The following is a 14,789-nucleotide window of genomic DNA, read 5'->3' on the forward strand; positions in this document are numbered from 1 at the left end:
ATTTATGTCATTTCTTATAATTACACAATTTAAAAAAGGAAGATATATACACATCTCCCTTTTTCTTTCGAATTATTGCTATCACAATTTAAATCTAAATCTTTTTTTGAAATAAATTATAATTTAGATAAGGCCGATACAATAATTTCTTCTTTAAAAGGTTTTACAATGAATCCTTTTGCTCCATAAATAATTGCTTCTTTCATCCTAGCCTCTTGTCCTAATGCAGATACCATAACAACGGATGCCGATGGATCAAGTTTCTTAATCACTCTTAATGCTTGTAATCCATCCATCTCTGGCATAGTAATATCCAATGTTACAATATCTGGTTGTAGCTCTTTGTATTTTTCAATTGCCATTAAACCATTTTCTGCTTCGCCAACTATCTCAAATTCATAGTTTGAAAGCATATTTTTAATAGACATACGCATAAATGCTGCATCATCAACTATCAATACTCTTTTCATAACATCTCCTCCATTTTGTTAATTATATTTTTTTCCTATACACAGATGGTTTTACACGTTCAAAATCTGTGGTTAAATTAGATAAACTTTCAGACATTCCGATTATTAAATATCCTCCTGGCTTAAGTGACTCATATAGTCTCTTAGCTAATTTCTGATTTGTAGGATTATCAAAATAAATCATAACATTTCTACAAAAAATAACATGATATTTAGATTTCTCCCAACCTATATTATTATTTAAATTAAAATATTTAAATTCAACTAAGTTTTTAATATTTTCATTAATTACATAATTTCTATCATTTACTTGTTGGAAAAAATTTTTTGCCCACAATTGCGGCAACTTAGATATTTTATCTTGTGAATAAATTCCTGCCTTTGCTTGCTTTAAAACACTATTAGAAATATCAGATGCTGTTATAGACACTTTTGATTTTGAGTTTTTTCCAAATATTGATGATGCTAGCATAGCAATACAATACGGTTCTTCTCCTGTAGATGACGCTGCAGACCAAATTTTTAACCCTCCAATTGGTGATTTTTTTAAACTCGGTACTAGTACCTCATCTTTTAGAAATTCGTAATGCATATCTTCACGCATAAAATACGTAAAATTTGTCGTTAGCTTTTCTACTAAAACAGACACTTGCTCTCCACTCTTATCTTGCATTAAACTATCTATATAAGTTTTAAAATCAGAAAATCCTAATCGTTTTACCATAAGTACTAGTCTTGTTTCAATAAGCGTTCTTTTGTTTTCAAGATTTATTCCATAATTGTTATACATAAAATTCTTTAATCTTATAAAGTCTTTAGTCGTTAGTTCCATTATTTATATCCTCTACAATTTCTATTAATGAGTCACAGTCTAATATTAGCTGAATTTCATTATTTATTTCACTTATACCATTTATAAAGTTTTGCTTAAATTCATCTTTATTTGAACTTATTTTCATATTTTGACTAGATGAAATATGGATAACTTCATTCACCGCATCAACTATCAATCCAATTTTATCCATATTATTTTCAATTATAATAATACATGTTCTCTCATTATAATCAATTGGGTCCATATCAAATCTCATCCTACCATCCATTACAGGAATAATGGTACTTCTTAAATTGATAACCCCTTTCATATACTTAGGAAGGAATGGAACTTTAGTTATGGGTAACATTTCAATAATTTCTATAATATACTTTGATGATAATGCATATTTTTGATTATTTATAACAAACACCATATACAAATCGTCTATTTTATTTTCGATTATTTCGTCATCTGTATTCACAAACAATACACCTTCCTTTTAAATAATTTTTTCACCTTTTCCAGTACTTTTAATACGCATTTTATTTGTAAGAGTATCAAAGATAATAGTTCTTCCACAAGACCCTAATACATCTTCACATACAATAGAAATATTTAATTTAGCTAAGGTTTGCTTACATGCCTTTACATTTTTTTCTCCAATAGTAAATATACTATTACCGGTATTTTTAAAGTTAAACATATGTGCACCACCCGCTAATTTCGCTCTCATAAACCTAGGGTTTGCACCAACTTTTTTCATTTCTTCATATAATAAAATAATACCCGTATCTGCGTACTTTGCTTTATTTGTTATATTTTTTTCATTAATTGAATCCGAAAGTAAAATATGAACTAACCCAGCTATTTTATTTACTTCATCGTAAAGTACCACTCCACAGCAAGATCCCAATCCAATCGTCATAATTTGATTAGGTGCCTTTACAATGTTAAAATCTGCTATACCTACTGTTACATTTTCCATTAGTTAGTCTCCGAATCAACTATTCCTAAAGATGCTAATAATTTTTTACATGACTCTACTTTTGGAATGAAATAATATTTTCCTTCAACTTCTAAATCTGTTGTGAAAAAATCTGTTTCAATACATAAAATCGAATCAGATACTGGACCGTATAATGAAATAGGTAAATTCATAATTGCCATAACCATGTCCACACTAAAATATGGAATAGATGGATCTATAGTTAAGTTTGTCATATCAGATATGGCAGTCAAATATGTTCCACAAAGTATATTACAAATTTCTCCTATTGAACTTAATTCTTCACAAACTGAATCATAGTCATCTCTATCACATGTTATTTCTTTCTTTGTAAGTTTTGATAATAAATTAAGTGCTGAATCAACTTTCATAATAACCATAATAAAACCTTCCATATCTCCTGAGAGTTGTAAAACAGTCCCTACAACTAATTCTTCTGGAGATTTATAGCTATTAGTTATATCTGAAAATTTAATCATATCACTTTTAGGAAGACCTATATCAACTATTTCATTTAGCATCATAGCTAGTGAATTTGATGCATTACCTGAACCTATATTACTAATTTCACGAAGCACATTCAATTTATCACATTCAAATTTCATATTTACCAACTTTCTATCTAATCTTTAGATTTTAATATTAATTTATAAAACTTCTACATTTTATTTATTTATAATGGAATTCACATCAAATATTAAACTAATAGACCCGTCCTCTAAAATAGAACATCCTGACATACAATTTTGAACTTTTTCAAACTGTGTTAATAATGCAGGTATCGGCTTAATTACAACTTGTTGTTGACCAATAATTCCATCCACTATAATGCACGCATTTCCCATTTCAGACTCAACTAAAATCATGATTCCATCATCAGACTTAGCATTATTTATTCCTAATATATTTGATAATCTACGAATTTCATAACAATTACCTCTAATAATGCTATGTTCTTCTCCATTTGGATTTTCAACAATATCATATACTCCCTGTCTAAATACTTCTTTTATGTTAAGTGATGGAATAATATATATTTCATTTCCTATTTGCACTTTCATACCATCTACAATTGCTAATGTTAATGGAATCCTAAGTACAATCATAGTACCTTTTCCTTTTTCACTATCTATACTAATAGAACCTCTTAGCTTACGTATGTTTGTATGAACAACATCCATACCTACACCTCTACCCGAATACTCAGTTACAGCAGTATTTGTAGAAAACCCAGGTGCTAATATAAAGTTATACGCCTCTTTATCACTTATTTCTTCAATACTTTTACTTGTTATGCCTTTTTCAATTGCTTTTTTGACAATAACTTCTTTATCTAATCCCTTACCATCATCTTTAATTATGATGACAACATCTCCACCAGTGTTTTTTGCCTCTAATGTTACAGTTGCTTTTTCGGGCTTTGAATTTTCCCTACGAACATCTGGCATCTCTATACCATGGTCCATACTATTTCTTATCATATGCATTAAAGGATCTGAAATATTTTCTAAAATGTTCTTATCTACTTCAGTTTGCTCACCAATTAATACTAAATCTACTATTTTACCAGTTTTTTTACTCATATCTCTTACAACTCTTTGCATTTTAGTAAAAGTTGAAGAAATTGGAACCATACGAATTGACATAACTACATCTTGCAGTTCATTTGTTAGTTGATGTAGCCTTCTTGCTTGTTTTTCAAAGTTATCTGAATCAAAATTTTCTAGTTGTGATTGTTTTTCTACCATAGACTCAGTAGTAACAATTTCTCCAACTAAATTCATTAAAGTATCAACTTTATCAATGTTAACAGTTAAATAATTATTTTTGTTATGTGTATGTGGTTGATTGGCTTGCTTATTAGATCCTTTTTTATCTGGTTCATTGTGTATTTCTTTTTTTAGCGCTTCATTAATCTTTTGTATTTCATCTTTTTCTATTTCATTATTTTTAGTTTCTTCTTTTTCAGTTTCTTCTCTCTCTATTTCATTTTTTATATTTTCATAGCTAATATTTATAATGTCTTGAATATCATTTTCGTCTTCTTTTTCATCAACTGAAGCAACAATTCCAAAAATACTTTCTAATTGTGCTTCATCTATAACATCAATAATTTCATAGCTCTTTAAAAGCATAGTTTCTTCAATGCATTTCTCAAGTTCAGATTGTTCTTTCATTGTCTTTGCATACATTATAAAACCATCTTTGATTATTTCATCATCACATTCTACATTTAAGTCCTCAGGTTTAGTTTGCATAATTGAACATAAGCCATCTATCATAGTAAGTACACCAAGTGCTCGAATACCTTCCATTCCACATCCACTTTCAAATATAACTTTTATACAAAGATATCTTTCTCCAGATTTTTGTGTACTTTTAATTTTCTCACAATCATTTGGTAACTTTATTTCTAATAATTTATCATCTTCATTATTCTCATTAACATTTTCATCATCATGTAATAAATTTAAAACTCGATCATGTAACTCATCTATGCTAGCCTCTGGAAGTAATCCATCTTGTACATTTAAAACTTCTTCTTTAAGAAAATCAACAGTAGCTAGTGCAATGTCTACAACTTCTTCCCACTTACTTAGAGAAAGTTCTAGCCCATTACGTATTTCATCAAAAACATCTTCTACACTATGAGTCAGCTTTGTTAAACTGTCATATCCCATCATAGCTGAAGATCCTTTTATGGTATGCATTACACGAAATATTTCTTCAATTGCTTCGCTTCCTAGCTTACCATCACCTGATTGACCTACAAGTAAAATTTCTTCTAATTGTTCTAGTAATTGCATATTTTCTTGCACATAAAATTCTTTTAAAGAATCTATTTCGCTCATATTTTTTCTCCTTTATTAATTAAATACAATTGTTTTAATCTATTTCATGTTTATATCTAATCTTTAAAAATGGAAGCATAGAAGCTTCCATTTTTTTAACCATAAACTCTAATATCTTTCTATTCTATTACTCAAATTCATTCATAGCGAAATAGTTATCCTCATCACTACTAAAATTCATACTTTTATTAGAATTTTGTGAATCTTTTAATTTAAACTTTTCAATAAGTGATTTTAACATCTGTGCTTGTCCGCTTAACTCTTCACTAGCTGCAGCACTCTCTTCTGATGTTGCAGAATTTGTTTGTACTACATCTGAAATTTGCTCTACCCCTAATGTAACTTGGGCAATTGCACTAGCTTCTTCTTCAGATGCCTTAGCTATGTCCTCTACTAGTACGATAGTTTTATACATTGTATCAATTATTTTTTGAAGTGATTCAGCCGTATTATCTACAATTTTAGTTCCATTTCCAACCGCTTTTATTGAATTTTCAATAAGTGTAGCAGTGTTTTTTGCAGCTTCTGCTGATTTAGCAGCAAGATTTCTTACTTCATCTGCAACTACTGCAAATCCTTTACCAGCAGAACCCGCTCTAGCAGCCTCCACAGCAGCGTTTAATGCTAATATATTTGTTTGGAATGCTATATCATCTATTGTCTTTATAATTCTACCAATTTCATTAGAAGTAAATGAAATTTCATCCATAGCTTTAACCATTTCTTTCATTTGATCATTGCCAACTTCAACTTCACGACCTGCGCTCAATGTTAAAACGTTAGCTTCTTTAGCGTTATCTGCAGTTCCTTTAATTTTATCAGATATATCTATAATAGTTGCAGATAGCTCCTCAATTGCACTTGCTTGTTCAGTAGCACCTTGTGCTAGCATTTGTGATCCACTTGATACTTGATCTGATGCAGCCCCAACTTCTTCTGATGCTACGTTTATTTGTGACATTGTTTCACTTAAATCATTAGTAATTCTAGTCATTGATTTCTCTATATGTTCAAATACACCTATGTATTCTACCTCAGGCTGCGCATTAAAATTACCTGATGCAACTTCTCCTAAAACACAAACTGTATCATTTATAATTTCATTAATTCTATCACTCATTTGGCGCATACTGTTTGATAAAACACCTAATTCATCCTTTGATTCATAATTAATATTAATATCAAAATCACCTTCAGCCATTTTATTTGCAGCTATCTCTATTTCCTCAATTGGTTTCTTTAAGTTTCTTGTAATATAAATACATATAGCTACTCCTGATGCTATACTAAATATATTAAGTCCTAAACAAATAATCCATGCTTTTGATACAGTTTCTTTTACAGTCTTTGCAAATGTAACTCCACTAGTTTCTGCATCTGCATAAATAGCGTCTGCATCTGCTACACACTCATTATACGCATTAAAATATGGAGTATTTCTTTCTGTGATTTGTATTGCATAATCATATTTACCTTGTTCTATAAATCCAAAAACTTTTTCACATTCTTGCTTTAGCTTATCTATCGATATTTTAAGATCATCAATTTTTTTTGTGTCTCCACTAAAAGCCTTTTGAATTTCTTCGATTCTTTTATAAATACTGTCAAATTCATTCATAGTCATAGGTTTGTATTCCGTAATATTTTTTTCCATAATTGCATTACCAAGATATCTTCCTACAGCAACTAAATCTCTACGAATCCCCATAGTTTGAGTTGTAGACTGATAAGGTCCCTTAAATAAATTATCATTTAATTCTCCTGATTGTTTCAAATTGTATAGTGCCTTCCCATTTGCAAATGTTGTAAACATAAGCAAAACAACAAAACATATACTTAGCTTTTTACCTATTGTTAGATTTTTCATGTACTTGCCTCCCTATAATTTTTGCTACATCCTCTAATATTATTTCTTTCTATCTAAACTAGCTTTAATGTTTTCCGACAATTTACCTATACTTAAATGTTTATAAATTATGAGTGAATTAATACTATTAGCGTCATTTCGAATAATTTGTCTTATTTTGTTTATACGGATAAATTGATGCATACTTTAGATTTTATATAAAATATTTTATTGCGTTCTAAATTACTTTATAATCATTTAATTTTATGTAAAATACAAAAGGAAGATGCATATACATCTCCCTTTTGTCTTACTGAATACTTGTGTTATTTTTTAATATAATTATCTATTTTTAAAATTATAATTTAGACAAAGCAGATACAATAATCTCCTCTTTAAATGGCTTTACAATAAATCCTTTTGCTCCATAAATAATTGCTTCTTTCATTCTTGCTTCTTGTCCTAATGCTGATACCATCACAACTGATGCTGATGGATCAAGTTTTTTAATTACTCTTAACGCTTGTAATCCATCCATTTCCGGCATAGTAATATCTAGCGTTACAATATCTGGTTGCAATTCTTTATATTTCTCAATTGCCATTAATCCATTTTCTGCCTCTCCAACTATTTCAAATTCATAATTTGAAAGCATATTTTTAATAGACATACGCATAAATGCTGCATCATCAACTATTAATACTCTTTTCATAACATCTCCTCCATTTTTATCAACTATAATATTTTACTATACACGCATTGCTTTAAAATTTCAAAACAATTTTTAAATTTATAAAATATATTCTTGATTTCAATCATTCTATAATATATCTTGGTAGTTTCATATTTTTGATTAAATTTTGAAAAATGAAAACATAAAAGCTCCCATTTTTCAAATTATAAACTTAAATAAATTACTGTTATATTATTCAACTTCATTCATAGCAAAATAATTAACTTCACTACTATTAAAATTCATATGCTTATTAGAATTATTCGAGTTTTTTAATTTAAAATTCTCAATAAGAGACTTTAACATTTGTGCTTGTCCACTTAGCTCTTCACTAGCTGCAGCACTTTCCTCGGATGTTGCTGAATTAGTTTGCACTACATCTGATATTTGATCTACTCCTAATGTAACTTGGGCAATTGCACTAGATTGTTCCTCAGATGCTTTAGCTATTTCATAAACTAATACTATAGTTTTATTAGTTGTATCAATTATTTTCTGAAGTGACTCAGCCGTATTATCTACAATTTTACTTCCATTGCCAACTGCTTTTATTGAATTTTCAATAAGTATAGCAGTATTTTTTGCAGCTTCCGCTGACTTAGCAGCAAGATTTCTTACTTCGTCAGCTACAACAGCAAATCCTTTACCAGCAGAACCCGCTCTAGCAGCTTCTACAGCAGCATTTAATGCTAATATATTTGTTTGGAATGCAATATCATCTATTGTTTTTATAATTCTACCGATCTCACTAGAAGTAAATGAAATTTCATCCATAGCTTTAACCATTTGCTCCATTTGCTCATTACCAGCTTTAACTTCACGACCTGCACTTAATGTTAAAGTATTGGCCTCTTGAGCATTATTTGCAGTATCTTTAATTTTTTGAGATATATCTATAATTGTTGCCGATAGCTCTTGAATTGCACTTGCTTGTTCAGTAGCACCTTGTGCTAACATTTGTGATCCGCTTGAAACTTGATTTGATGCAGCCCCAACTTCTTCTGAAGCTAAATTTATTTGTGACATCGTCTCACTTAAATCATTAGTAATTCTAACCACAGACTTCTCGATATCTTCAAATACCCCTATATATTCCACTTTAGGCTCCACATCAAAATTACCCAATGCAACTTCTCCTAAAACATGAACTGTATCGCTTATAACTTCCTTAGTTTTATTGCTAACTTGGCGTATACTATCTGATAAAACACCTAATTCATCTTTTGATTTATAATCAATATCAATATCAAAGTCACCAACAGCCATTTTATTTGCAGCTACTTCTATTTCTTTAATTGGTTTTGTTAATTTTTTTGTAATATAAAGACATATAACTATTCCAGCTACTATAGTAAACATACTTACCACTGTAGAAACCACCCTTGCTTTTAATACTGTATCTTCCACTTTTTTATTAAATTCAATACCACTAGCTTCTGCATATTTATAAAGAGCTGTTGCATTTTCTTCAGCCTTCATATACGCTTTGTAATATTGACTATCTGGACTTGTTCCTACTTCTTGTGCTTTCTTATAATCCCCTTTCTCTATAAATGCATAAATTTTTTCGTATTCTTGCCTTAACTCAACTATCGAATTTTCAAGATTATTAATTTTCACTTCATCTGTTAAAGGATCCTCTCGAAGTATTTTAATCCTTTCATTAATAATACTGTCAAAGTTTTTCATAGCTAACCCTTTAAAATCTTTAGTACTATTAGGTGTAAAAATTGCATTCATAAGATTTTGATCAGAATAAACTACATCTCTACGAATTCCCATAGACTCACTTGTTCCTTGATAAGGACCCTCAAATAAATTTTTACTTAAATCTCCTGTTTTTTTTAAATTAGATAAAGCATAAAAACTTCCAAATACCGCAAGGGCAATTAAAATAATAAAAGATACTCCTAACTTTTTACCTATTTTCAAATTGTTCATATATATTTCTCCTCCACATTTTAATTTGTTATGATATGTGATATACCATACAATAAATTTTTTTCACTTAAATAATAAATTTAAATAACCAATCTTGTTTTTACTAATGCGAGCTATATTACTTTAATAGATATATTTAAATCATATATCTATTTTTTTCGACATTTTTTATCATATCTTTTTATTAATTAATTAGTATATTTAAAACTTTAAGTTTTCACTGCCATATGCTCTTTACAAGAAAATACTATTACTGAGTCCCTTTAATCTCATTTTAATGTTATTAGTTTAATTTATAATAATTGTTTTTTATAAATTATTTTTATTATCTAAATAATTTGTCTCTTTTTGCTTATACGGCTAGATAACTATATACTTTAGATTTTATATAAAGTATATAGTTGTGTTTTATCTATATAAATAAATAAAAATACCCTATATATGAATTTTTTAATAGTTCATTATATAGGGTATTTTTATGTATTTATATATAATTAAATTTAATTTAATTATATATTATTTACATTGTATTCATTAGATAATTTATCTTGGTATGCTTCTACTAACCTATTTAGCGATTCTTTTATTTCATACTCACTTGGAAGTATAACTATTCTTCTCGCATCTAATATAAATTTAGTTTCTTTTGTTACAATATTACTGCTGGATACTTTTTTATTTACGCTACCTTTCATATCAAGAAGTAGTCTTGAAACCTCACCCTTAGTTATATTTTTTAATATTATACAAGCTTCTTTTTCCGTTAATAAATTATCATAACTCGCTTTTTCTAATTCTTCATTAAACATTTCCATAATTATTTGGGTATTATTTTTTACATATTTATCAGTTAAATATCTACTACTTTTTATAACTATCAATCCAAAAGCTATCATAACTATGCTGTTTAATAAAACAGATATTATACGATTATTTATAATTTCACCATAATTAGTGCAAATTTGTACTATTATAAAACCTAAAAATGCCCCTGCTATACCTAAAGGTAGATCAATATTTTTAATAGATTTTTCTTTTAAGTCTAATCCATCAATATGAATTTCATTATCTATATGATAGTTTTTGACCTTATACAAATTTATATCTACAATAGATCCTGTAGTATATAAATTCTTAGCAAACCTAGTGTATGAAGTTAAATCTACTGTATTGTCCAAATCTAATCCATTTATAAACTCTTCTCCATAAACTTTTATAGCTCTAACCAATGCTTTTACTAGTGATTCATTTTTTGATTCTCCATTCCATACAGATAGTGCATATTCTACACTTCCTGAAATCCCCAGTATATGATCACATTCTACACTTCCATCAATTTCAAAAAAATCTAGACCTTTTATTCTGCCTTCATTAGCTAAGTTTTTAGCTTGAGCATAAGTTAAACTTCCCCTTTTTAATATCTCCTTTGGCTCTATAGCGCTTTGAGTTATTCCTTCCCTTATTCGATCTTCAAAATCACTCGCTGCTTCCTCATATTTATCACAAGGTATTTCTATACTTATAGGAGATCCATCTTCATTTACATATCTTAGCTCACCGTAATTCAAGCAAGCATCTACACATCGTTCTCCTGTGCTATTATATTTACTCCTTAATATTTTCGCCATACATCAATTTACCTCACTTGCTATATAGATGTTTTTAAGATAGTGTTTTTACCAACTCGTCTTCACCTAATATATTTGTTATTCTTACTCCAAAGTTTTGATCTACTATAACAACTTGTCCATATGCTATTTTTTGTCCATTTACAAATAGCTCTACTTCTTGATCTTCAAAAGTATCTAATTCTATCAAAGATCCTTTTGCCAATTCAAAAATTTCTTTTAATGGCATCTTTGCTCGTCCAAGGATTGCACTAACTTTTAATTCTATCTCTAATACTCTATCAATGTTTTCTCTCATCTGCCTACACTTCCTTTTTTATACAATCTGTTATAACAACACCCTTTTTATTCTTTATAAGTCCAAGTTTACACTTAAATGATTTTGAACCTCCTATATGTAAGTCTATATCTCCATTTATTTTAGTATCTAGAGTTAAAACATCTCCTAACTGTAGTTTTAGAAGCTCCTCTACGCTTATTTCTGTTCTTCCTAATCTTGCAACTATCTCAGTATTTGCGCCACAAACATTATTATATATTGCATTTGTAAATTCAAAATCATATTCATTATTTTTGCTTTTAAAAAGTTTTTTAGTTTCTAAGTGCTCTAAGATTGGTTCCATACAACTATAAGGTTCACAAAAACGCATTTTTCCAATTTCTTCATCTCCATTCATCATTTTCATATGCGCAATAAGAACAGATTCACTAACGGGATATTTTTTACTAGCACCTATATTTGTATGTACCCTAGAAACTTCTCTATACTCACAACTCTCAACTATATGTAATTTTGTCAAAAACTGGTCACAACTATGCATAGTTAATTCTCTATCAATTTCAGTAAGTTCTCTTTTATAATTTTCAATTGCACCATCTCCACCTAGCATTAAATCTATAAGAGTAAGTACAACACTTTTATCAAGTTGATATATAAGATCTTTAACTAATGGCTGTATTGCATGCTCAACAATTACTGAATCACTATGAATCATCTCCATAAACTCTTCATAGTTTGTTTGTTCTATTTTTTCTAATTTACAGACAATATCTTGTTTTTTTAACTCATAAGCTACAAACAAATTGATGCCCTTACAAAAATCTTCTGCTATTACAGATAAGAATCTCATGTTATCCATAGAATATCTTTGTGGCTTTTTAAAGTTATACTCTTTTACTTCTTGATTCATAAATTACTGTTACCTTTCTAAATATTATCTCGCTTGAAGATTATTTATCATTGACCACATTTCATCTACGGCTTTAATACCTTTACTATTAAATTGAAATGCCCTTTGTGTCATTATTAAATCCGTCATTTCACTTTCCATACTTATATTAGACATTTCAACATATCCTTGCATTATCTTTGAATCTTTTACAACTTTAACTCCAACTCCATCTCTTGGAGCAAACAAACTATCCCCTATCGATATAAAATCATTATCTCCAGTTGCCTCATACAGCTCTATTTTACCAACATTCTGCTTATCAATAAATACCTGTCCAGATTTATTTATACTTAATTCTCCATTTGATAAATCTGTGTTATTATAGCTTCTACCATTGTTAAATTGAATATCTAATATATTTCCATTATCATCTACTAGCTTTCCACTACTATCTAGATTGAACTCTCCTTTACGTGTATAATTATGACTTCCATCTGGCTTTAATACACGGAAAAAACCATCTCCATCTATAGCCATATTAGTCTTTATACCCGTATTTTTTAAAGAACCTTGCTCAAAATTTCTAGTTGATTGTGATATTTTCACACCCGTACCTGTTATAGCACTATCTGAATTATTAGGATACGAAGGTCTATCTAGTGTCTCTGTATATAAATCCAAAAAACTTGCATCTAACTTTTTATATCCTGTGGTTTGAGCATTGGTCATATTATTAGATATTATATCTATCTTACCTTGACTCGCAGCCATTCCACTTTTACTATTGTGCATTATATTATACATTCTTATTTCCCCTTATCTTACTGTTCCTATTTCATTAGCAATTTTGCTAAGAGTTGAATCAATAGTTTGTATAACCTTTTGATTTGCCTCAAATTCTTTGACAGTTTCCATTAATAAAGCTGTTGTATTTATATAGTCAACATTAGATCCTTCAACATATCCTTGTTTAACATAAAAATTATTAGCTTTAATTGGGTTTTGTCCAGAGTATAAGTTATCACCCACCTTTGTTAAACTATTGTAATCATTAAAGTCAACAATATTAAAACTATACTTACTTACTCCATTTACAACTATATTATTATTTGCTGTAACTGAAATTTTATCATTTCCTATGTTTATGGGTTCATTAGCTCCAGTAGCTTTGTTTATTCCAATTACCTTATGACCCGCATTATTTACAAGATATCCCTGGCTATTAACCTTAAAAGATCCATCTCTTGTAAAAAAATTATTTCCACTTGCATCTTGTACCTGGAAAAACCCCTTTCCATCTAGGGCGAAATCTGAATTGTTTCCAGTAGAAATATGAGTAGCTTGATTGTAGCTCGTTACCGTATCATCAATACTTACTCCAAAGCTTAAAGATCCTAATGTATGGTTTCTGGCTATACCATTTGAATAATCGTCCTTGTTAGATAAGACCACCTCATCAAAACTCTTAGATACTAATGTTTCTTCTTTATATCCATGTGTGTTTATATTAGCTAAATTGTTAGTTATTACACTTTGCCTAGCTTGTAAATTTAACATTGATGATACTGATGAATACATTCCTCTTAGCATAATCTACCTCCTTTAATCTATGTATTTTAGTTTTTTCATACTATTTTTCAAATTAACTATTGCTCTACTATTAAGCTGTGAAACTCGAGATTCAGAAACTCCAAGTATTATTCCTATTTCCTTTAGTGTAAGTTCTTCATAATAATATAATGATAAAACTAATCTATCTTTTTCATTTAACATGTCAAGTGCTTTTGCCATTACATCTATTAATTCTTGTTTTTCTACTATATCACTTGGAGAAATTATATCTTTATCTTTTATTGTATCTATAAGCTTAACTTCACTTTCTTCTTCAAATATTATATTATCAAGAGATGATGTACTTAAATTAAATACCTTCATTTTTATATCATTTACTTCTATTTTTGAAATCCCCATATATTTCGATATCTCATCTATGCTAGGTTCTCTTAAAAATTCATTTTGCAAAATTTCAACACATTTATTATATTCTTTTATTTTATTTACAGATAATCTAGATATAGGTGATTGCTTTCTTATTTCATCAATTATGTAAGATGATATTCTTATAGATGCATATGTTGAGAATTTAACGCCTCTATTAACATCAAATTTATTAGCCGCATCTATCAACCCCATAACTCCATAGCTTACCAAGTCTTCATATTCCATTCCCATCTTACTTGTATAGTATTTGGATGCCATATACTTAACAAGGGGCATATGGCTAATTATAAATTCTTCTTGTTCATATACAGTCAACATTTTCA

Annotated in this window: 15 protein-coding genes; all 15 read right to left on the reverse strand. The window is 28.9% G+C overall.

What is annotated here, in order from left to right:
- Positions 1-116: 116 nt before the first annotated feature.
- Positions 117-470, reverse strand: a complete 354-nt coding sequence (locus tag QOZ84_RS03745; protein WP_284131609.1) for a response regulator — start codon at positions 468-470, stop codon at positions 117-119.
- 22 nt (positions 471-492) lie between these two features.
- On the reverse strand, positions 493-1,302 hold the full coding sequence (locus QOZ84_RS03750; RefSeq protein ID WP_284131618.1) for a CheR family methyltransferase: 810 nt from the start codon (positions 1,300-1,302) through the stop codon (positions 493-495).
- Positions 1,286-1,768, reverse strand: coding sequence for a chemotaxis protein CheW (locus QOZ84_RS03755; RefSeq protein ID WP_284131619.1), 483 nt, complete (start codon positions 1,766-1,768; stop codon positions 1,286-1,288). Before QOZ84_RS03755 ends, QOZ84_RS03750 begins: the two co-directional genes overlap by 17 nt.
- A gap of 18 nt (positions 1,769-1,786) precedes the next feature.
- A complete protein-coding gene (locus tag QOZ84_RS03760; RefSeq protein ID WP_284131620.1) occupies positions 1,787-2,272 on the reverse strand; it encodes a chemotaxis protein CheD in 486 nt (161 codons plus the stop codon).
- Positions 2,272-2,898, reverse strand: a complete 627-nt coding sequence (locus QOZ84_RS03765) for a chemotaxis protein CheC (protein ID WP_284131621.1) — start codon at positions 2,896-2,898, stop codon at positions 2,272-2,274. The genes QOZ84_RS03760 and QOZ84_RS03765 overlap by 1 nt, the downstream gene beginning before the upstream one ends.
- 60 nt (positions 2,899-2,958) lie before the next feature.
- Positions 2,959-5,145 (reverse strand): chemotaxis protein CheA, encoded by a 2,187-nt coding sequence (locus QOZ84_RS03770; RefSeq protein ID WP_284131622.1) that lies wholly within the window; start codon positions 5,143-5,145, stop codon positions 2,959-2,961.
- A gap of 127 nt (positions 5,146-5,272) precedes the next feature.
- Positions 5,273-7,012 carry a methyl-accepting chemotaxis protein gene (locus tag QOZ84_RS03775; RefSeq protein ID WP_284131623.1) on the reverse strand — a complete coding sequence of 580 codons (1,740 nt, stop codon included), beginning with the start codon at positions 7,010-7,012 and terminating at the stop codon, positions 5,273-5,275.
- 337 nt (positions 7,013-7,349) lie between these two features.
- Positions 7,350-7,703, reverse strand: a complete 354-nt coding sequence (locus tag QOZ84_RS03780; protein ID WP_284131609.1) for a response regulator — start codon at positions 7,701-7,703, stop codon at positions 7,350-7,352.
- Between the two features lie 213 nt (positions 7,704-7,916).
- Positions 7,917-9,665 carry a methyl-accepting chemotaxis protein gene (locus QOZ84_RS03785; RefSeq protein WP_284131624.1) on the reverse strand — a complete coding sequence of 583 codons (1,749 nt, stop codon included), beginning with the start codon at positions 9,663-9,665 and terminating at the stop codon, positions 7,917-7,919.
- Positions 9,666-10,174: 509 nt separating this feature from the next.
- The gene (locus QOZ84_RS03790; RefSeq protein ID WP_284131625.1) at positions 10,175-11,293 is read right to left on the reverse strand and encodes a hypothetical protein; all 1,119 of its coding nucleotides are present in this window, start codon (positions 11,291-11,293) and stop codon (positions 10,175-10,177) included.
- 34 nt (positions 11,294-11,327) lie between these two features.
- Positions 11,328-11,591, reverse strand: a complete 264-nt coding sequence (locus QOZ84_RS03795) for a FliM/FliN family flagellar motor switch protein (RefSeq protein WP_284131626.1) — start codon at positions 11,589-11,591, stop codon at positions 11,328-11,330.
- Positions 11,592-11,595: 4 nt separating this feature from the next.
- Positions 11,596-12,483 (reverse strand): flagellar motor switch protein FliM, encoded by an 888-nt coding sequence (locus QOZ84_RS03800; protein WP_284131627.1) that lies wholly within the window; start codon positions 12,481-12,483, stop codon positions 11,596-11,598.
- Positions 12,484-12,507: 24 nt separating this feature from the next.
- Positions 12,508-13,269: a flagellar hook-basal body complex protein gene (locus QOZ84_RS03805; protein WP_284131628.1), complete on the reverse strand. Its 762-nt coding sequence runs from the start codon at positions 13,267-13,269 to the stop codon at positions 12,508-12,510.
- A 12-nt stretch (positions 13,270-13,281) separates the two neighbouring features.
- Complete coding sequence (locus QOZ84_RS03810) at positions 13,282-14,055, reverse strand: flagellar hook-basal body complex protein (protein WP_284131629.1); 774 nt, start codon at positions 14,053-14,055, stop codon at positions 13,282-13,284.
- A 12-nt stretch (positions 14,056-14,067) separates the two neighbouring features.
- Positions 14,068-14,784 carry a sigma-70 family RNA polymerase sigma factor gene (locus QOZ84_RS03815; protein WP_284131630.1) on the reverse strand — a complete coding sequence of 239 codons (717 nt, stop codon included), beginning with the start codon at positions 14,782-14,784 and terminating at the stop codon, positions 14,068-14,070.
- Positions 14,785-14,789: the final 5 nt, after the last annotated feature.

Origin of the sequence: Romboutsia sedimentorum (assembly GCF_030131845.1) — a bacterium.
In the GTDB taxonomy this organism is placed as follows: Bacteria; Bacillota; Clostridia; order Peptostreptococcales; family Peptostreptococcaceae; genus Romboutsia_D; species Romboutsia_D sedimentorum.